The following is an 18,483-nucleotide window of genomic DNA, read 5'->3' as shown; positions in this document are numbered from 1 at the left end:
CGCAGCGTCAGACGTTGGCGCGGATCGCTTCCACCAGCACATCCAGCCCGTCTTTGAGGAGTTCGTCGCTGATGACCAGCGGCGGCAGCAATCGGACCACGTTTCCATAGGTGCCGCACGTCAGAATGACGACGCCGGCCTGCAGGCACGCAGCGGCGACGGCCTTGGTTGCCTGGGCGTTGGGTTCCTTGGTGGTCCGCGCGGTGCCCGGCCGGACGAGTTCGACGGCCAGCATGGCACCGCGGCCGCGCAGTTCGCCGATGATGCCGCCGTCGCCCATCTCCGCCGCCAGCGCACCGAGCCGGTCCATCACGATCTTTTCAATCCGCTGCGCGCGCGCGTTCAGATCGAACGTGCGCATGCTGCCGATCGCAGCCAGTGCCGCGGCACAGGCCACTGGATTTCCGCCGAAGGTGCCGCCGAGGCCGCCCGGATGCACCGCGTCCAGCAGCTCCGCGCGGCCGGTAATGGCGCTCAGCGGCAGGCCGCCACCAATCCCCTTAGCCATCGTGATGATGTCCGGCACCACACCCTCGTGCTCGGACGCAAACCACGTACCCGTGCGGCAGAAACCGGACTGTACTTCATCAGCGATGAAGACGACGCCATTTTCCTTGGCCCAGGCAGCGAGCGTGGGCAGGAACCCCTCCGCGGGGACAATGAAGCCGCCCTCGCCCTGGACCGGTTCGATCAGGATGGCCGCCACGGAGTCCGCACCGATCTGCTTTTCAATCATGCTGATCGCGCGGCGGGCGGCGTCCTCGCCCTTGATCTCGGTTTCTTCACGATAGGGGTAGCTCATTGGCACCCGATAGATCTCGGGGGCAAACGGACCGAAATTTGCCTTGTACGGCATCGCCTTTGCCGTCAGCGCCATGGTCAGGTTCGTTCGGCCGTGATACGCATGGTCGAAGGCGACAATTGCGTCCCGGCCGGTCGCAAGCCGTGCCACCTTGACGGCGTTTTCCACGGCCTCGGCGCCGGAGTTGAACAGCACCGTGCGCTTCTCGTGATCCCCGGGGGTCAGTCTTGCCAGCTCTTCCGCGACCTCGATATACCCCTCATAAGGAGTAACCATGAAGCAGGTGTGCGTGAAATGCCCGGCTTGGTCCTTAACTGCGCCGACGACGGCGGGATCGGACGCGCCCACGCTGGTCACCGCAATGCCGGAGCCGAGGTCAATGAAGGAGTTGCCGTCCACGTCGACGATCACACCTCCGTCCGCGTCCGCGACGTAAACCGGAACACTGGAGGCCACGCCGGCCGCCACCACGGCCTTGCGCCGCTGCGTCAATGCTGCGGATTTAGGCCCCGGGAATTCCCCCAGGATCTGCCGCTTCTGCTCCAACCGGTACTGAATCTCCGCCATTTTTTCTTCTTTCTCACGCTTTTTTAGATAAGTCTGGGGCACGCCCGGCGCAGCCAGCCGTCGTCGTCTTCGTCGTCGAAACTAAGCGTCCAGCGCACTCATGACGTGCTTGATCCGGGTGTAATCCTCGACGCCGTACATCGACAGATCCTTGCCGTAACCGGACTGCTTAAATCCGCCATGCGGCATTTCCGCCGTCAGCATGATGTGCGTATTGATCCAGACGGCGCCGAAATCCAAATCCCGGGAGACGCGCATCGCAGTTCCATGGTTGCTGGTCCAGACGCTGGAAGCCAAGGCGAAGTCCACGTCATTGGCCAGCTCCACGGCTTCCTCTTCGGTCCGGAACGTCTGAACCGTGATGACCGGGCCAAAAGTTTCGTGCTGGACAATGTCATCCGTCTGCCGGACGCCGTCCACCACCGTTGGTTCGAAGAAGAAGCCCTTGTCCCCCACACGTTTGCCGCCGGTCACCACCGTCGCGTACTCCGGAATGTTCTCCACAACCTTGCATACTGCATTGAAATGGTGGACGTTGTTCAGCGGACCAAAGTAGTTCTTCGATTCATCTTCATTGCCTGTTTCCAGACTTTGAGCCGCTGTCGCCAGCGCCGTCACCAGCTCATCGTGGGCAGATTCTTCGACCAGAACGCGGGTAATGGCCGTGCAGTCCTGACCGGCGTTAAAGAAGGAGAATTCGGCGATAGACTGTGCGGTTTTGCCCAGGTCCGCGTCCGCGAAGACCACGGCGGGAGCCTTGCCGCCGAGCTCCAGATGCGCCCGCTTCACTCCGGCGGCTGCCCCCGTTGCCACGGCAATGCCGGCCCGCACGGAGCCCGTAATGGACACCATGGCAGGAATCTTATGCTCCACCATGGCTGCCCCGGTTGCGCCATTGCCCAACAGCACGTTGAAAACGCCGGCCGGCAGAATGTCCTTGGCAATGTCCGCGAGCACCAGGGTGCTTTCGGGAGTCGTGTCGCTGGGCTTGAGGACAACGGTGTTCCCCGCGGCCAAGGCCGGACCAATTTTCCAGACAGCCATCAGCAGCGGGTAATTCCAGGGCGTCACCTGGGCAATGACGCCCACCGGCTCGCGGCGCACAAAGGAGGTAAACCCGTCCATATACTCACCGGCGGATTTGCCTTCCAGCAGCCGCGCTGCGCCGGCGAAAAAGCGGAGCTGGTCCGCGCCGGCCGCCACCTCTTCATCAGCAATCATTTGGCGCACCTGTCCGGTATTGCGGTGCTGTGCCTCCACCAATTCGGCGCTGCGGGCCTCCATCGCATCGGCAAGCCGAAGCAGCAACGACTGGCGTTCCCTCGGGGTGGTCCGGCGCCAGGTCTGGAAGGCAGTGGCCGCAGCACTCATGGCCGCGGCTATATCGGCCTGCTCGGAGATAGGTGCAAGGGCAACGGTCTCGCCATTGGTCGGGTTGACGACCTCGATCGAATCCGAGCCCATCACGGGCACAAACTGCCCGTTAATAAAGTTCTGCAAGGTGTGAACCACGATGTGCTTGCCTCTCCTGTCGGATGTCTCCGCCGTCCGGCTGTACGGCTGGACCTATGTTGAGACTAGGCTACGCGGTAAAGGGCGTGAATGGACGGTTGCACGATTGGTCCGGGCGGGTTAAGTGCGATCATCCAAGACCGGTTCAGACGTGCAAGGGGCCGGTGGCCTACGAGTGGTCCAGCCGCATTCTAGGCGGTCAGCACCAGGCGGCGCTTGATAATGCGGTAGCCGGCCCGCTCGAACGCAGCCAGCATCGGTGCATTAGCCAAGTCGGTTGTCCCGACAATCCGTGGGGCACCCGAAGCTGCGTGTACGCGGGTGATTTCACCCAGCAGCTCATGGATATATCCACGGCCACGCTGGCCCGGATAGACCCCCAAGTAGCTCACGGACGCATCGTAGGCCGTGCGCGTCGGGATGATGAATCCGAGGGGAGCCCCCGATGGTAAAAAGGCCAGTCGCCAGGCCGCTCTGTCCCCCGGCAGGCAGAGATAGAAGTCCAAATCGTCCTGCGCTTGTCCGTCCGGTCCCATGACCGCCAGATTCCTCTTGGTCTGGGCATCCAGGCTACCTTCGGCTGCGCGGGCAAACGCGTCCTTAAACTCCTGATCCGTTCCGGACCTATAGTCCAGCTCATGGGCGGGAACAGGCAGGACGTTTCCTGGGGTCCATTCAAAATTCACCCGCTCAATAAAACTTTTCAACCCGGCGGACTGCGCGGCGCCCCGGCGCCATGCTACGGCTTCCCTCGCCCTCGGGTCCTCGTGCCACCCGACGGCAACGTCGATTGTATAGTCGGGCAATACCGTCGCCCCCGCTGCCTTGAAGGCGACATGCGCGGCTTTGAGCAGCCCCGCAGCGAGCTCCTCAGGTTCTCTGACGGAAGGCTTTACCAACAGGCAATCAAGCGCGGCAGGATGGTTGGCTCCGGAAGGTGCCCACCAAATCGCCCGGGCAATGGGGACTCCGTTGACCTCTGCGATCCAGGTCCAATGGTCGCGGTAGTTATTCGTGGCTAGTTCCCGCCGATACCGCCCGGCATCAATCCACCCCACGGGCCCGGCAGCAGCGAAAGTTAAAATGGTGCCGAGGTCGGCACTGATCGAAGGTCGAAACATGGAAAAGCGTCCTTCACAAGAAAGCGGAGGCGCTTCATCCCCGTCCAGGCCGCAGAAGAGCCAGCGGGAGAAGCGCCGGAAGACAGATCAGCACGGCAAATCCTCCTTGTCTCTTGGGACGCATCAGCGTCTGAGCTAAACCGTAAGACATGAATTACGTTGCCGCAATACGAACCCGTGGATATATACCCCCAAGGGGTATATTATATAAGCGAAGCCCAGGGAAGGAACCATCATGAGCGACACCACCATCAGCGAGACGGCCGACCAACACCTTGACCACGGCTACACCACGGACAAGGATGCATATCTGCGCCGGTTAAAACGGATTGAGGGCCAGGTCCGCGGTATCGCCCGGATGGTGGACGAGGACAAATACTGCATCGACATCCTCACACAGGCGGCCGCAATCAATAAGGCGCTCCACGCATTGAGCCTCGGTCTGATCGAAGACCACATAGCCCATTGCGTCGTGGGCGCAGCCCGCGAGTCGGACAAAACCGGGGATCCGGAGATTGTCCAATCAAAAGTCAAGGAAGCCACCGACGCCATTGGGCGGCTTTTGCGCTAGTTGCTACCGCTACCGACAGGAAAGAACCATCATGAATGCCATTACCACTACCGTCAGCATTTCCGGCATGACCTGCGGACACTGCGTCCGGGCCGTTACGGAAGAACTCACTTCGCTTAAGGGCGTCGACGACGTCACCATAGATCTGGCCGCCGAGGGGATCTCCACCGCCACTGTGATCTCCCACCTGACAATTTCGCCGGAGGAGATCGGCGAGGCGGTCGCCGAGGCCGGCTACCTCGTCGTCGCCAACGACGCCTAACCAACTGCTTCTCCCAGCCGCAAACGAGCCACCACCTCCGGAGGAATTGCCATGAGCACCGAAAAACTGCTGCACCAGCCGCTCAGCCGGGTCATTGACCTGGAGATTGAGGGCATGACATGTGCCTCCTGTGTGAGCCGGGTGGAGCGCAAACTCGGAAAGCTCGACGGCGTGCAGGCGGCGGTGAATCTGCCGCTGGAGTCAGCCCGGGTGACCGTTCCGGAGGGCGTGAGCGATCAGCAGATCCTCGACACCGTCAACGCCACGGGCTACAAGGCCACGCTGAAGGGCCTGCCTGATAGGGCGAGCGCAGCGGACGACGACGGCGCGATGCCGGATCTCTACGCGCCCGCGGGCGTCCCTGGTCGAGCGGCGGAGGAACCCGCTGTGAGCGTGGCTGCGCAATTACGGCCGCGGCTGATACTCGCCTCGGTGCTCAGCGTGCCGGTATTTCTGATCTCAATGTTCCCTCCCCTGCAGTTCCCCAACTGGGGCTGGGTTGTAGGCCTGCTGGCCCTGCCGGTGGTGACATGGTCGGCCTGGCCATTTCACCGCGCCGCCGCCATCAACGCCCGGCATTTCTCCTCCACCATGGACACCCTGGTTTCCCTGGGCGTAACGGCCTCCTACCTATTTTCCGCCGTCATGCTTACGGCGGATCCGACCATGACTGCGCACCCTGAAATGGGCGGCCATGCGGAACTGTATTTTGAGGTCGCCGCGATAGTTGTCACCTTCCTGCTCCTGGGCCGTTACCTGGAAGCGAAGGCCAAGGCGAAGGCCGGCGACGCACTGAAGGCACTGCTGAGTCTGGGTGCTAAAGACGCCACGGTGATCCGCGACGGCGCCGAGGTCAGCGTTCCAGCCGCAGACCTCGTGGCAGAGGACATCTTTGTCGTCCGGCCAGGTGAAAAGATCGCCACTGACGGCATCGTCGTCGAGGGCCGGTCCGCGGTGGACGCGTCCCTGATCACGGGAGAATCGATGCCGGTCGACGTGGACGTGGATGACACGGTCACCGGCGCCACCATTAATACCTCCGGGCGCCTGCTGGTCAAGGCCACCCGCGTGGGCAGCGAAACGACGCTGGCCCAGATGGGGCGTCTGGTCAGTCAGGCCCAGTCCGGCAAGGCGCCCATCGCCCGGTTGGCGGACCGGATCAGTGCCGTCTTCGTACCGATCGTGCTCGGCCTCGCCATCCTGACATTTATCCTGTGGCTGCTGCTCAGCGGCGACATCCAAAGCGCCTTCACCGCCGCCGTCGCCGTCCTGGTGATCGCGTGTCCCTGCGCCCTCGGCCTGGCCACTCCCGTCGGCCTGCTCACGGGGACCGGCCGCGGCGCCCAACTGGGCATCCTGATCAAGGGCCCGCAGGTTCTCGAAGACACCCGCACGGTCGATACCATTCTGTTGGACAAGACCGGCACCGTCACCCAAGGCAAACTCGCCGTCACCGGCATCGTGACACTGGGTCAGCGAGGGGAAGCCGAGGTGCTGCGTTTGGCCGGAGCCATCGAATCGGCCAGCGAACATCCGATCGCCCGCGCCATCGCGGCGGCGGCCGCGGAAGGACGGCCAGCTGGAGCGGGCCGCGCTGCGGTGAAGGGGTTCGAATCGGCTCCCGGCGGCGGCGTCCGAGGCACGGTTGACGGGCACGTTGTTGTGGCCGGGCGGGCAGGATGGCTGAGGGAAAACGGGATCGAAACCACTGACTCCCAGCAGAAAACACTGCTCAGCGCGGAGCAGACCGGCGCCACAGCCATCTGGGTGGCCGTGGACGGAACCCCGGAGGGCATCATCAGCCTTGCCGATACCATTAAGGACGGATCGGCGGCCGCCATTGCCAGGCTCAAGACGCTGGGATTGCGGCCCATCCTGCTCACCGGAGACAACGCCGCCGCCGCAGCCCAGGTGGCCGCCGTCGTCGGCATCGCGCCGGAGGATGTCTATGCCGGCGTACTGCCGGAAGGCAAGGTCGACGCCGTCAAGCGTCTCCAGGCAGAAGGCGCCACGGTGGCGATGGCAGGCGACGGCGTCAATGATGCAGCAGCGCTTGCGCAGGCTGATCTGGGCATCGCCATGGGATCCGGCACAGATGTCGCGATCGAGGCGGCGGACCTGACCGTAATGGGCAATGACCTCGCCCAAGTGGCGCAGGCCATCGAACTCTCCCGCAAAACCCTCGGGACCATTAAGACGAACCTCTTCTGGGCCTTTTTCTACAACGCCATCGGCATCCCGGTCGCAGCGCTGGGACTGCTGAATCCAATGATCGCCGGCGCCGCCATGGCCGCCAGCTCGGTGCTCGTGGTCACCAATTCCCTGCGGCTGCGGCGGTTCGGCAAGTAATACTGACAAGTACGAATGGCGCAGGCGCGCAGGGCAGCCGTGTGGAACCAGGACCGCGTGGACCAGGACCGCGTGGACCAGGACCGCGTGGACCGAAGACAAGGCGAAACCACGAAGGGGGACGGGATGGAATTCGGAGCAGCTCTGCTGGTCTTTGGCATCGCTGCGGTCATTATCCTGGCTGTTTGCGTCCTGTCGGCTTCGCTCCGAGTGATCCGCCAGCCGCGTTCCCGGGAGCCGTTCCTGTCCGGGATCGCGCCCAGCGAGCACGCCGTCTCCCGCTTCCATGTGCGTTGGTACCCAGTCGCCGTGCTCTTCCTGGCCTTCGATATGGAGATGGTTTTCATGTATCCCTGGGTGTTGGTGGTGGATCGGATGGGTGCCGGAGCAGTGGTGGAAATGTTCGCCTTCCTGGCTGTGCTGTTTTCAGCAGTCGTTTACGCGTGGCGGGAAGGAGCGTTCCGGTGGACTTGACCGCCCGGCTGCTCGCGCTCGGCGTTCCGCACCCTTTCGTGATCACGGCCCCTGGTTTCACGGCGGTGCGCCTGGCGGTGGAGCAGCAAATCCGCGAGCGCGGCTGGTCCGAGGCGCTGAGCCCGGCAGACGCGGACATGCTGGTGCTGTGTGGCTCTGGTGGCAAGGAGTTCGGTGCGGTGGCCGGGCGGGTGTGGGAGCAGTTGCCGGCCCCACGGACCAGGACCCTGGTTCCTGACCCGGACGCTGCGTCCGCCTGCCTGGACGCCGCCGTCGCAGCACTCCGGGATCTGGAGGGGCTACGGCGGCTCGAAGTCGATCGGCCGGATGCCGCGCCGATGGACATGGATATGGCCGGCTCAGACTCAGACAAGACCGGCATGGATATGGACATGGACATGGAACTGCCGGGCGGCCTGCCGATGGCGGACCGCGGCGCCGACCGCGATGGGCTAAAGCTTGACCAGTTGCATTTGGTCCTGGGACCCGCCCTATCGGATTGGCCCTCCGGGTTGGTGGTCCGGTTGGTCCTGCAAGGCGATGTGGCCCAAAGGGCTGGGATATCCGTGCTGGACGGCGCGGCGGATGGGCCCCCGATCTCCTCCTTCTGGGCAGATCTGATCGGTGAGGCTGCTCAGTCGGAGCCGATCGAACATGTCGAACTCGTCAACGCGGCCGCGGCGGCGGATTCACTGCAGCGGTTCCTGAATGTGGCCGGATGGCCGTCCGCTGCCCGCATTGTCCGGCGGCTGCGCGATGAACTGCTCGCTGGTGCCGCCCATCCGGCAGCTCGAAGCCGCGCGATTGATCCCCGGTCGAGGCGCTGGCTGCGAGCAGTTGGGCGTTCGCGGGTGCTGCGTTGGTCCGTTGCGGGTCTTGGCCAGCTGGGCCCTGGCCAACTCGATGACGGCGTTCCGCTGACGTTGGTCGGCGACGTCACCGCGCGCGTGCTGCGCTGGGTGGATGACATTGCCGTTGTCCTCGATCCCGTTTCCACAGATGCGCGGGAAGCTGTCGTTACCAGTCGTGCTGCAAGCGCCCGGGCCGCGTTGACCGTTTTGCCCCACTTGCTCGTCGGTCAAGAGCTTGCGGCGGTCCGGCTGATTGTGGCCTCGCTGGATCCCGACATCGAAGCGCTGCAGGCGCACGCAGCGGCGCCGAGGAAGTCAGATGGATAGCGCGCTGCTGTGGAGTATCATCGGCGGCTTCGTCGTCCTTGGCGTGCTGGCCTACGCGGCTGCAGCCTTGTCCGCTGCAATGAGCGCCCGCGAAAGTGGAACGTCAGCGGTAGCGGCGCTGACGTTGCCCGGCCAGGAGACGGCCCGGCTGCTGATCCGCCAGCGCAGCGTCACTCCCGGCGCTGACACCCTGCTCGCCAGGATCGGCACCGGGCTGCTGCCGCTGGCGGCGCTGATGTCCGTTCTGGTGATCCCGCTCGGACAGCACGCCATCAGTGATTTGTCCGTCGGTGTGGTCTGGTTCAACGCCATGGAGGTCCTGGCCTGGGCCGCAGTGTGGATGGTCGGCTGGGGATCCAATTCCAGCTGGGGCCTGGTGGGAGCCAACCGTTTCCTGGCACAGGGGCTGGCCTACGAACTCCCGCACATGTTCGCGTTGATCACGGCCGCCGTGGGCGCCGGGTCGCTGCGCGTCAGCGACATTGCCGCGGTGCAGGGACTACCCGGACACCTATGGTTCGTGGTGTACATGCCCGCGGCGTTCCTGGTTTTCCTGCTCTCGGCGCTGGGGTTTGCCTTCTGGGGCCCGTTCGATCAACCAATCGGCAGGGAGATCGCCGGCGGGGCGGCAGCCGAATTATCCGGAATCGACAGGTTACTGCTCCTCGCCGGCAGGTACCTGCTGCTGACGGCCGGCGCCGCCATGTCCGTTCCGCTGTTCCTGGGCGGTGGTGCCGGCCCGCTGCTGCCGGCCGGGGCCTGGATCCTGCTCAAAACGGCAGCGGTCCTGGCGGTCCTGGTCTGGATCGGCCACCGGGTGCCGGCGGTGCGGATGGAACGTTTCACCGAGGTCAGCTGGCTGGTCCTGTTGCCGCTGACCATTCTCCAGGCGCTGGCCGTATCGATTTTTGTCCTTGTCGGATGGATGTGAGGAGGCAACATTGCAGACGGTAATTTTCCTGATCTGCGCCGTCGGGGCGGTGGCGGCGGGCATCGCGGTGTTCCGGGTGGACTCTATGGCGCGGGCCACCCTTGCGCTGCTGGCATCCTTTATTTTCGCGGCCGTCCCGATCCTGCTGCTGGGCCTGTCCTACCTCGGGATACTGGTGATTCTGATGATGGTGATGGAAATGATGATCATGGCCGTCTTCATGGTCATGTACATGATGAACCCGGCCGGACTCATGCCGATGAAAATGGTCCACAACAACAAAATGTCGCTTGTCATAGCGGCGGCGGTCTTCGTCCTGCTCGCAGCCGGGGCTCTCTTCACCCCCTGGCCGTCGGGAACCGCGGAGGCGGCAGTTTCGGGATCGACGACGACGGGGGGCAGGTCGGCGGCTGATCCGACCCTGGCACTCGGGCTGGACCTGATGGGCCCGCATATGCTGGTGATGATCGTCATCGGTCTGGCCCTGTTCGCCAGCATGGTCGCCGTCGTCGTCCTCTCTACCCATCGCGGCCGTTATGACAGGTTCGGCGATGATCTGCAGCGCAGACCGGCGGACGACCCGGTGCGGGGAGGGCTGGGCAAATGACGCTGCAGTTGTTCCTCCTCCTGGCCGCGGCCCTGTTCGCAGTGGGCCTTTACGGCCTGCTGAGCCAGCAGTCAATCGTGATGATCTTAATGGGGCTCGAACTCGCCATCAACGGCATTATCGTCGCCGTCGCCGCATTCTGGTTCTTCGCCGCGTCCGGACGACCCGACGGACAGGTCCTGGTGTTGGTTGCCATCAGCGCGATGGCGATTGAAATGGCCATGGGGTTTGCCATCACCACTGCCATTTTCCGCGCCCGCGATGTGGACATGGCTGATTCCGCCTCGGATCTGGCGGGCTAACCGGCATGGTCCTGTGGCTGCTGATTCTTCTTCCCGCACTTGCCGGCGGAATCCTGCTGGTATTCGGACGGAAGGCCGACGGCGCCGCGGCCCCGGTGTCTGTGCTGGTCGCCGTTGTGCTGCTCGGACTTGCTGTGGCCGCTGCGCTCCTGCGGCCCGCCGTCCAAGTGCCGGGGCTCGAAGGCATCCCGGCGGGTCTGGCCGTCGATGGGCTTGCCGCCGCGGCGGTGGTGACGGTGGCAGGCATCTTCCTGGCCGTAATCGTCTTCGCCGGCCCCGACCTCGCCTCATCGGAAGCCAGAGCGCGCTTTTTCGGTCTCATGCTGCTTTTCGTTGCCGCCATGCTCATGACTGTCACATCGACAGGCATGCTGACGCTGCTTGGCTCGTGGGAACTGATGGGCGCCATTTCGTATGCGTTGATTGGATACTGGTGGCCGGACGCTGCCCGGGTCAGATCCGCGACCTTGGCGTTTATCACCACCAGGGCGGCAGACCTGGGCATGTATCTGGCCGCCGGAGCGGCCCTGGCCGGTGGGGCTGCGGGGCTGCGCCTGGATGCCCTCGCGTTGATGCCCGGTGGCTGGCGGGATGCTGCATTGGCCGGATTGGCCCTGGCCGCGCTGGGGAAGTCCGCGCAGCTGCCCTTTAGTTTCTGGCTCTCGCACGCCATGGCTGGCCCCTCCCCCGTTTCCGCCCTGTTGCATTCGGCCACAATGGTTGCCGCGGGGGGATATTTGCTGCTGCGGATTCAACCGGGGATGGCCGCCACCGGGTGGCTCGGGCCCGCGGTCGCGTGGGTGGGTGCGTTGACGGCCCTGCTGCTGGGCGCCGTCGCCTTTGCCCAGCGGGACCTCAAACAGCTGCTGGCCGCCTCCACGTGTTCGCAGATCGGCTTCATCGTGCTCGCCGCCGGCGCGGGAAGCGTCGCTGGCGGGGCCGCCCAGTTCGTCGCGCACGCAGCCGTGAAGTCCCTGCTCTTCCTGATAGCCGGGGCATGGCTGACCGCGCTGGGAACCAGGGACCTGCTGGAGCTGCGCGGCGTGGCCCGCGGCTCTGCGAACGGATCCGTCCTCGGGTACCGAACCGCGGGGGTCACGTTCACTGCCGGTGCCCTCGCTCTGGGTGGCCTGCCGCCGCTGTCCGTCTGGGCCGCTAAGGACGAGATCCTTGCCGGAGTTCTGCGGGAATCTCCGGCGCTCTACATAGTGGGGCTCGCCGCAGCCGCCGTCAGCGCGGCCTACGCTGCCAAAGCGCTCGCCGTGGTCTGGGCAAAACCGGCCCCATCGGTTTCCGGCCGGGCAAACCCGGCAGCATCCGTTTCCGATGCCGGCCCGGCTGCCGCCGCTGGGAAACGCCAACAACACCGCCTTCCTACCACGGCGCTACTGCCCCTGCCCGTCCTCGCCACCGCGGCGGTCGTATTCGGCGTCGCCGGCGTGCCCGCCGTCTCGCGTTGGTGGCAGGACCTGCTGGGGCTGCCGGAGACCGCCACCCCGGCGCCGTGGGAACTGGCCGTCTCGGCGATACTGGCCCTCGCCGTCATCGGGGGTATTTACGGTCAGCAGACCCGGCGGCTGTTGAGGGAGGGCATGCTGGTGGGTGCGCCTGCGGGTAACCGGCTGACGGCCTGGCTCGGTAATTGGCTCGGCCTGGAGCACGCGGCGTCGGTGCTCATCACCCGCCCGGCCATGTCGCTGGCGGTTTCCCTGGCCCGGTTCGACGATCGGGTACTGGCCCGCAGTATCGACGCGGCGGCGGTACTTGTCCTGAAAGCCGCTACGGGCACCGACCGACGCATCGAGCACGGCATCGGTGCCGCCGTCGCCGGTATTGCCAGTACGTTCCGGCAGCTGGCCCGCTCCGCCCGCCGCCCGCAGACGGGTCTCATTCACCAGTATTACGCCCAAGCCATCATTGCGCTGACTGTCCTTGCCGCCCTATTCGTCGTCCTGAGGTGACTGTGTTCTCTGAACTGCCGGTGTTAACCATCGTGGTTTTTCTTCCGGTCCTGGTCGGGATCGGTCTGTTGCTGGTGCCCGAAGCACGACGGCGGCTGGTGGCCGGCATCTGGATCACGACGACCGCCGTCGACCTCGCGTTATTAGTCGCACTGTGGATCGATTACGCGGCCGGCGGCGGCAGAAGTACCGGAGCGGGAGCCGTTGCCGGGCCGGCATCCGGGACCGGCGCCATCGGCTATGAGACCAACATTGCCTGGATGCCCACCTTGGGATCGGGTTATCACGTGGGTGTGGACGGTCTGTCGCTGCCGCTGGCGGCCATGACGGCCCTGCTGTTTCTGGCCTGCGCTATATACTCCGTCCGTCAGGACCACCGTCCCCGGGCCCACGCCGCGCTGTTTTTGTTCCTGCAGACCGTTTCGCTGGGTCTGTTCGTGTCCTTGGACTTAATCCTCTTCTTTGTCTTCTTCGACCTGTCGATCGTCGGCATGTACTTCATCATCGCCGTCTGGGGGCACGGAAACGCCGCACGCTCTGCCCTGCAGTTCTTTCTCTACACGTTCATCGGCTCCTTGGCCCTACTGCTGGGCTTCATCGTGCTGTATCTGGCCAGTGACCCGCACACGTTCGACATCGTCGAACTCATCCGGCAGGATCCACTAAAGAACGATCCACTGGTGGGGGGCCTGGCCCTGCTGACCATCAGCATCGGATTGGCCGTGAAGACGCCCACCGTGCCGTTCCATACCTGGCTGCCGCCCGCGCACACCGACGCCCCGGCGCCGGGATCCGTGATTCTGGCCGGCGTGCTGCTCAAAATGGGAGCCTACGGTTTTGTCCGGATCGCCATGCCGATTCTGCCGGGGCCTTGGCGCAGCTACGCGATGGTCTTCGTCATCGTCGGCGTGGTTTCGGTGCTCTACGGCGCACTAGTGGCCATGGCCCAGACCAACTTCAAGCGGATGGTGGCCTACACCTCGGTCAATCACATGGGCTACATCATTCTGGGACTCGGGGCTGCGGGGCTTGCAGCGGGAACCAACCCGCAGGCAGCCAATCTGGCCGTCACTGGTGCGGTAACGCAAATGGTCAGCCACGGACTTCTGACCGGAGCCCTGTTCCTGCTGGCCGGAGTGCTCTTTGCCCGTGGCCACAGCTACGAAATGGCCGAATACGGCGGTCTCGCCCGGACCGCTCCCCGCTTTGCCGCACTCACCGCCGTCGCCGTCTTCGGCTCCCTGGGCCTGCCCGGCCTCTCCGGATTCATCGCCGAGTTCCAGATCTTCACGGGGAGCCTGGGGGCCGCACCCATCCCCACGGCTTTGGCTCTGCTGGGCATCCTGATCACCGCGGCCCTGCTGCTGCGGATGCTGGCCCAGGTGTTCCTCGGCCCCGAGCGGCAGCCCACCGCGGGTGCGGAGTTGGGGTCCGGAACGCTGGGTGATCTGCGCCCGCGCGAGTTGCTCTCGGTCGCTCCCCTGCTGGTGCTGGCCGTCGTCATCGGCGTCTTCCCACGGTTTCTGCTGGATCTGATCGAACCTGCAGCGCACGCGCTGATCACCCTCGTCGCGGCGGGGACACAGTGAACGCAAGACCCGGCGGGGACGCCATCAGTCTCACAGCCCTGGCGCCGGAGATCATCGTGGCGCTGGCCGCCGTGATCATCCTGCTGCTGGGCAGCTGGCTTCCGAGGCGTCGGCAGCATCTGTCCCGCTGGCTGGCGCTGGCAGCCGTCTTTGCCGCCCTGATCCTGTCAATTATCCGAATCGTCCAACCCGCGGAAGTGACCGCAGCGGCAACCTTTACCATCGACGTCTCCCTTGGCATGACCCGCATAGCGGTACTTACCGGCACCGCCGTCGTCCTGGTGCTGGCCGGCGGAAGGTTCGGCGTCCACAAAAGGAAATCGGAGTTTTACGTTCTGTTGCTGCTTGGGGCCCTCGGAACGCTGGTCCTGGCCGGCGCCAGCGACCTGCTGGTGCTGGGAGCGGGCTACCTGCTCGCCAGCATTCCGCTCTATGCCCTGGTGGGATTCACCAAAGACTCAGCTGGCACCGAAGCGATGCTCAAGTACTACCTGATGGGCGCACTGTTCGGCGTGCTGCTGCTGGTGGGGATCACGGTGCTGTTCGGCGCCGGCGGGAGCACCACCTATACCGATCTGTCCCGCGCCTTGCTCGGCGCACCCGCCGGCGCCGCCGCCGTCGGGCTGCTGGCAGTTGCCGCCGGGCTGCTGTTCAAAGCCGGCGCCGTGCCGGCCCATTTCTGGGTCCCGGATGCCATCGACGGCACCACCGGGCCGGCCGCCGCCTTCATCTCCACGATCCCCAAAATCGGCGCGCTCATTGCGCTATTCCGGCTCAGCTCACTGTCCGGCGTGCCCGTAGCCTGGCCGCTGATGCTGGCATTGCTGGCGGCATTGACCATGACGCTGGGCAATCTGGCCGCGTTTTTCCAGAGCACGGTGCTGCGGCTGCTCGCCTACTCCACTATCAGCCAGGTCGGCTACCTGCTGATGGTTACCGCCGCCGTCGGGCATTCTGAGCTGGCACTGCCCAGCCTGCTGTTCTACCTGCTCGGTTACACCATCACCAATCTCGGAGCCTTCGCCGTCGTGTGCGCGTTCCCCAGCCTGCGCACCCTGAAAGATTACCGCGGGCTTTTCCGCACGCACCGCTGGCTGGCGCTGAGCCTGATTGTCTGCCTGCTTGGGCTGGTCGGCACACCCCCCACTGCCGTCTTCGTCGGCAAACTCACCGCCTTCACCGCCGCGCTCGACGCCGGTCTCGGCTGGCTGGTGGTGCTTGCGCTGATAAATTCCGTGGCCAGCGTCTTTTATTACCTGCGCTGGATCTACCGGCTCTTCCAGCCGGGGCGCGGTCAGGCAACGGCGCACGACGACGGCGCCGATGTGCCGGGGGAAGGCGCCTCAGGCGAGGGTGCGGCAACGACGAATGCGGTCGTACTGAGTGGCACCCTGGTCGCGCCACGGAGTGCGCGAACGGCAATAGTCCTGGGGATCCTGTCACTGCTGATGGGCTTGTTCGCGAACCCAGTACTCGCTTTTCTGCAGGTCAATCCGTTCCCGTAGCCACGGCGGGAGCGTTGCGCTAAAGCTTTACGCCCGGTTTTCCGTAGCCGATTGAAGCATTCGCTGAGCTAAACGACCGGAGCCAACTGGACCCCTGCTGCGCGCGCCCCGAACCGAAGCTGCTGGTCCCACGGCGAACAGTGTTTCATCAACACCGATCACGGGGCCTGTCTTAGGTGGTGTAGGAGAAGAGGCCCATCATGCCGCGTTCGGCATGGAAGGCGTTGTGGCAGTGGGTGAGCCATTGGCCCGGGTTGTCCGCCTCGAACTGGACGGTGACGGTTTGCATTGGCCGGACGATGACGGTGTCCTTGCGCGCTCCGTCATCGCCTACCTGGAATGTATGGCCGTGGAGGTGCATCGGATGCCACATCATCGTGTCGTTAATGAACTTCACCTGGACACGCTCTCCGATTTTCAGGTCGAAGGCGTTCTCAAACGGCTTTGCCATATCGAAGCGCTTCCCGTTGATTCCCCAGTCGTATGTACCCATCCCGCCGGTCAGGTGCAGTTCGTGGACCCTATCCGGTGCCTTCAACGGCAGTGACACGGATGGGTCGGCCTTGAGCTGACCACCGTCGACGACGACGCCGTCGAGTTGAGCGGGCAAGTCCGCCGCCGCCGGCGGCGTCCCGATGCCGGTGGCAACGAGTCCGTATGTCAGCTGGCCCTTGCCCTCGGCCAGCGCCAGGACAGGGGTGATTCCGTCCCGGACCGTCAGAAGCGCATCGATCCGCTCCCCCATGCCCAGCACGACCGCGTCCACGTCCCGGTGCGTGACGGGGAACCCGTCGGTGTGCGTGAGTGTGAGCTTCTGCCCGGGAATACCGACGCGGTAGGCCGTATCGCCGGCGGCGTTGATGATGCGCAGCCGGATGACCTCTCCGGGTTTGGCTGTCAGCGTTTCGGGCTGCGACGACGGCCTGCCGTTGAAGAGGTGAAAAGGAAATTCCACGTCTCCGGCATCCCCTCCCAAGAAGTCGCTGCGGGCCCCCGTCAGCATGTGTCCCCTATCCATCCCGCCCTGCCCCATGTCGCCGGACATCGCGGACGTGCTCGTCCCCCCGGACATCCCGGACATACTCATTCCCTTGGACAGCTCCTGCAGCACCTCATCGGGCGTGCCTGTGACGCCGTCGAGCCAGTCATCAAGCACAATGACCCAGTCCCTGCTGTACTGCAGCGGCTCCTTGGGGTCTTCGATGATCAAAGCGCCGTAGAGCGCCCGGGCCCGCTGCAGTTCCACATGCGAGTGGTACCAGTAGGTTCCCGGATGGGGCAGCTTGAAACTGTAGGTGAAGTCGACCCCGGCAGCGACGGGCTGCTGCGTGACGTTCTGGACGCCGTCGTCGTTGTTCCGAAGCGCCACACCGTGCCAGTGCACCGTTGTTGCGTCCGTGAGCCCGTTGGTGACTTTTGCTTCCAGCAGGTCTCCGACGCCCGCACGGATCAGCGGTGCCACTAGGGCTCCGTTGTAGCCCCAGGTAGTGATCTCTTTGCCGTCCAGACTGGTTCTGAGCGCCGCCGGTATCAGTTGGGCGTTGACGGTCTTACCTGTGGAAGTGCGGTGCGACTCGTACTTAGCGACCACTGGACTGTCAGGCATGATTCGCTGCCCCGCAGCGCCGGTGGACTGGGTGGGAGCGGCATTGCCGCTGCATGCGGCAAGCGCTGCAGCCGCGGCGGCGGCGACGGAGAGTCCAACGAACGTGCGGCGGTTGACCTGAGTGGTCATGGTAACCATTCCTTACTGATAATACTGAGTTGGAAATTCCACACCGGAGTGAGGAACGCTCCCGAGCTGACCGTCGTGGCGAAATACCCTCCGATGTTCATGGAGCTAGCGGGAATCCGCGGGGCTGAAAGTCGTTCCGCCGTCGGTGGAGACCTGGACGCCGGTGCTGGTGGCGGCCCAGATCCGCGGCTTATCGGTTTCTCCCTCAGCGGCTGCGATCGCCTGCACCTGGCCGCTGATTTGGCCGGTTCGGGCCCAGCTCAGACCCGCATCGACGGAAAGGTAGACCGTGCCGTCCGGCGCGACGCCCACGGCCTCCGTCGTTGCTTTGTCCTTCGCAGCTGCAAAGGCCGCGTACTGCATAATCGGAGCTCCGGGATTGGGCTGCCACGTACTTCCGCCGTCGGTGGAACGTTGCAGGCCCCGTTCCGTGGTGGCCAAAACGACGGTGCTGGCGGGGCTGCCGGCCAGCGCTGCGGGGGCAAAGGACGACGGCGACGGAGTCCAGTTGACGCCGTCGGCGCTGGTCTGCAGGGTCCCGTCGTAGGCCACCAGGCCTGACTTGGTGGACGTCAGGGCGTGGAAGTCCGATTGACCCTGCCGCGAGACGGGAGACCAGGTTTTACCCGAGTCAACGGATTTGATGAGTCCCACGGGATCCGGCAAAGCCGATCCCGCGCCCGGGTGGCCCGAGGCATAGAAAACGGCGGGATCCGCCGTAGCTGTGAACCCCATCAGGTCAATGGTGCCGCTGATCTTGACGGGGTGTTTTTTGCCGGCGTCATACAGCCCCTCGTGGGTGGCCAGCAAGACGTCCGACGACGCCGGGTCCACGGCGATGGCGTGAATGTGGGTGTCGGGATTCTGGAGAGTTGGTGCGGGATCAGTTGAGGCGGATCCGGACGAGCAGCCGGCGAGCAGCAGGGCGACGGCGCCCAGCACCGCGGAGGTGAGCAATCGATGGTTGCGGAGAAGGAAGGTAGGCGTTTTCACAACGGGCTCCAAGGAAGGAAGGAA

At 64.6% G+C, this 18,483-nt stretch carries 16 protein-coding genes; 11 read left to right on the top strand and 5 right to left on the bottom strand.

The annotated features are described in order from the left end of the window. Positions 1-7: 7 nt before the first annotated feature. The 3 genes from gabT to IV500_RS13655 all read right to left on the bottom strand — a co-directional run bounded on the left by gabT (position 8) and on the right by IV500_RS13655 (position 4,002). Positions 8-1,369 (bottom strand): 4-aminobutyrate--2-oxoglutarate transaminase, encoded by a 1,362-nt coding sequence (gene gabT / locus IV500_RS13665; RefSeq protein WP_196397365.1) that lies wholly within the window; start codon positions 1,367-1,369, stop codon positions 8-10. An 81-nt stretch (positions 1,370-1,450) separates the two neighbouring features. Beyond that, a complete protein-coding gene (locus IV500_RS13660; protein ID WP_196397364.1) occupies positions 1,451-2,881 on the bottom strand; it encodes a gamma-aminobutyraldehyde dehydrogenase in 1,431 nt (476 codons plus the stop codon). A gap of 191 nt (positions 2,882-3,072) precedes the next feature. Beyond that, the gene (locus IV500_RS13655; protein WP_196397363.1) at positions 3,073-4,002 is read right to left on the bottom strand and encodes a GNAT family N-acetyltransferase; all 930 of its coding nucleotides are present in this window, start codon (positions 4,000-4,002) and stop codon (positions 3,073-3,075) included. Between the two features lie 235 nt (positions 4,003-4,237). Here IV500_RS13655 and IV500_RS13650 point away from each other — a divergent pair, with 235 nt between their 5' ends. From IV500_RS13650 to IV500_RS13600, 11 genes are read left to right on the top strand one after another with little or no spacing between them, the layout of a single operon-like run. Further along, positions 4,238-4,573 carry a metal-sensitive transcriptional regulator gene (locus IV500_RS13650; protein WP_196397362.1) on the top strand — a complete coding sequence of 112 codons (336 nt, stop codon included), beginning with the start codon at positions 4,238-4,240 and terminating at the stop codon, positions 4,571-4,573. Between the two features lie 31 nt (positions 4,574-4,604). After that, positions 4,605-4,835, top strand: a complete 231-nt coding sequence (locus IV500_RS13645) for a heavy-metal-associated domain-containing protein (protein ID WP_196397361.1) — start codon at positions 4,605-4,607, stop codon at positions 4,833-4,835. 51 nt (positions 4,836-4,886) lie between these two features. Then, positions 4,887-7,184 carry a heavy metal translocating P-type ATPase gene (locus IV500_RS13640; RefSeq protein ID WP_196397360.1) on the top strand — a complete coding sequence of 766 codons (2,298 nt, stop codon included), beginning with the start codon at positions 4,887-4,889 and terminating at the stop codon, positions 7,182-7,184. A 15-nt stretch (positions 7,185-7,199) separates the two neighbouring features. Further along, positions 7,200-7,658: an NADH-quinone oxidoreductase subunit A gene (locus tag IV500_RS13635; protein WP_230854960.1), complete on the top strand. Its 459-nt coding sequence runs from the start codon at positions 7,200-7,202 to the stop codon at positions 7,656-7,658. Further along, positions 7,649-8,836, top strand: a complete 1,188-nt coding sequence (locus IV500_RS13630; RefSeq protein ID WP_196397359.1) for a hypothetical protein — start codon at positions 7,649-7,651, stop codon at positions 8,834-8,836. The genes IV500_RS13635 and IV500_RS13630 overlap by 10 nt, the downstream gene beginning before the upstream one ends. Then, the gene (locus tag IV500_RS13625) at positions 8,829-9,767 is read left to right on the top strand and encodes a complex I subunit 1 family protein (protein WP_196397358.1); all 939 of its coding nucleotides are present in this window, start codon (positions 8,829-8,831) and stop codon (positions 9,765-9,767) included. The genes IV500_RS13630 and IV500_RS13625 overlap by 8 nt, the downstream gene beginning before the upstream one ends. A gap of 10 nt (positions 9,768-9,777) precedes the next feature. After that, positions 9,778-10,374: an NADH-quinone oxidoreductase subunit J gene (locus IV500_RS13620; RefSeq protein ID WP_230854959.1), complete on the top strand. Its 597-nt coding sequence runs from the start codon at positions 9,778-9,780 to the stop codon at positions 10,372-10,374. Then, the gene (locus IV500_RS13615; RefSeq protein WP_196397357.1) at positions 10,371-10,676 is read left to right on the top strand and encodes an NADH-quinone oxidoreductase subunit NuoK; all 306 of its coding nucleotides are present in this window, start codon (positions 10,371-10,373) and stop codon (positions 10,674-10,676) included. The genes IV500_RS13620 and IV500_RS13615 overlap by 4 nt, the downstream gene beginning before the upstream one ends. 5 nt (positions 10,677-10,681) lie before the next feature. After that, a complete protein-coding gene (locus tag IV500_RS13610) occupies positions 10,682-12,637 on the top strand; it encodes a proton-conducting transporter transmembrane domain-containing protein (protein ID WP_196397356.1) in 1,956 nt (651 codons plus the stop codon). Between the two features lie 2 nt (positions 12,638-12,639). Next, complete coding sequence (locus tag IV500_RS13605) at positions 12,640-14,226, top strand: complex I subunit 4 family protein (protein WP_312875929.1); 1,587 nt, start codon at positions 12,640-12,642, stop codon at positions 14,224-14,226. Continuing rightward, complete coding sequence (locus IV500_RS13600; protein WP_196397355.1) at positions 14,223-15,731, top strand: NADH-quinone oxidoreductase subunit N; 1,509 nt, start codon at positions 14,223-14,225, stop codon at positions 15,729-15,731. The genes IV500_RS13605 and IV500_RS13600 overlap by 4 nt, the downstream gene beginning before the upstream one ends. A 172-nt stretch (positions 15,732-15,903) precedes the next feature. On the opposite strand, the gene IV500_RS13595 is transcribed toward IV500_RS13600, so the two are convergent. After that, the gene (locus IV500_RS13595) at positions 15,904-17,466 is read right to left on the bottom strand and encodes a multicopper oxidase family protein (protein WP_196397354.1); all 1,563 of its coding nucleotides are present in this window, start codon (positions 17,464-17,466) and stop codon (positions 15,904-15,906) included. A gap of 105 nt (positions 17,467-17,571) precedes the next feature. Next, positions 17,572-18,459, bottom strand: coding sequence for a F510_1955 family glycosylhydrolase (locus tag IV500_RS13590; protein ID WP_196397353.1), 888 nt, complete (start codon positions 18,457-18,459; stop codon positions 17,572-17,574). Positions 18,460-18,483: the final 24 nt, after the last annotated feature.

The sequence above is a fragment of the Arthrobacter terrae genome (genome assembly GCF_015708085.1).
Lineage (GTDB): Bacteria > Actinomycetota > Actinomycetes > Actinomycetales > Micrococcaceae > Arthrobacter_M > Arthrobacter_M terrae.
This window is presented reverse-complemented; position numbering and strand designations above follow the sequence as displayed.

Bases quoted from the DNA above. Each gene is read 5' to 3' on its own strand.
- gabT (WP_196397365.1), bottom strand. From the start codon at position 1,369: ATGGCGGAGATTCAGTACCGGTTGGAGCAGAAGCGGCAGATCCTGGGG.
- IV500_RS13655 (WP_196397363.1), bottom strand. From the start codon at position 4,002: ATGTTTCGACCTTCGATCAGTGCCGACCTCGGCACCATTTTAACTTTC.
- IV500_RS13650 (WP_196397362.1), top strand. From the start codon at position 4,238: ATGAGCGACACCACCATCAGCGAGACGGCCGACCAACACCTTGACCAC.
- IV500_RS13645 (WP_196397361.1), top strand. From the start codon at position 4,605: ATGAATGCCATTACCACTACCGTCAGCATTTCCGGCATGACCTGCGGA.
- IV500_RS13640 (WP_196397360.1), top strand. From the start codon at position 4,887: ATGAGCACCGAAAAACTGCTGCACCAGCCGCTCAGCCGGGTCATTGAC.
- IV500_RS13635 (WP_230854960.1), top strand. From the start codon at position 7,200: ATGGCGCAGGCGCGCAGGGCAGCCGTGTGGAACCAGGACCGCGTGGAC.
- IV500_RS13625 (WP_196397358.1), top strand. From the start codon at position 8,829: ATGGATAGCGCGCTGCTGTGGAGTATCATCGGCGGCTTCGTCGTCCTT.
- IV500_RS13615 (WP_196397357.1), top strand. From the start codon at position 10,371: ATGACGCTGCAGTTGTTCCTCCTCCTGGCCGCGGCCCTGTTCGCAGTG.
- IV500_RS13610 (WP_196397356.1), top strand. From the start codon at position 10,682: ATGGTCCTGTGGCTGCTGATTCTTCTTCCCGCACTTGCCGGCGGAATC.
- IV500_RS13595 (WP_196397354.1), bottom strand. From the start codon at position 17,466: ATGACCACTCAGGTCAACCGCCGCACGTTCGTTGGACTCTCCGTCGCC.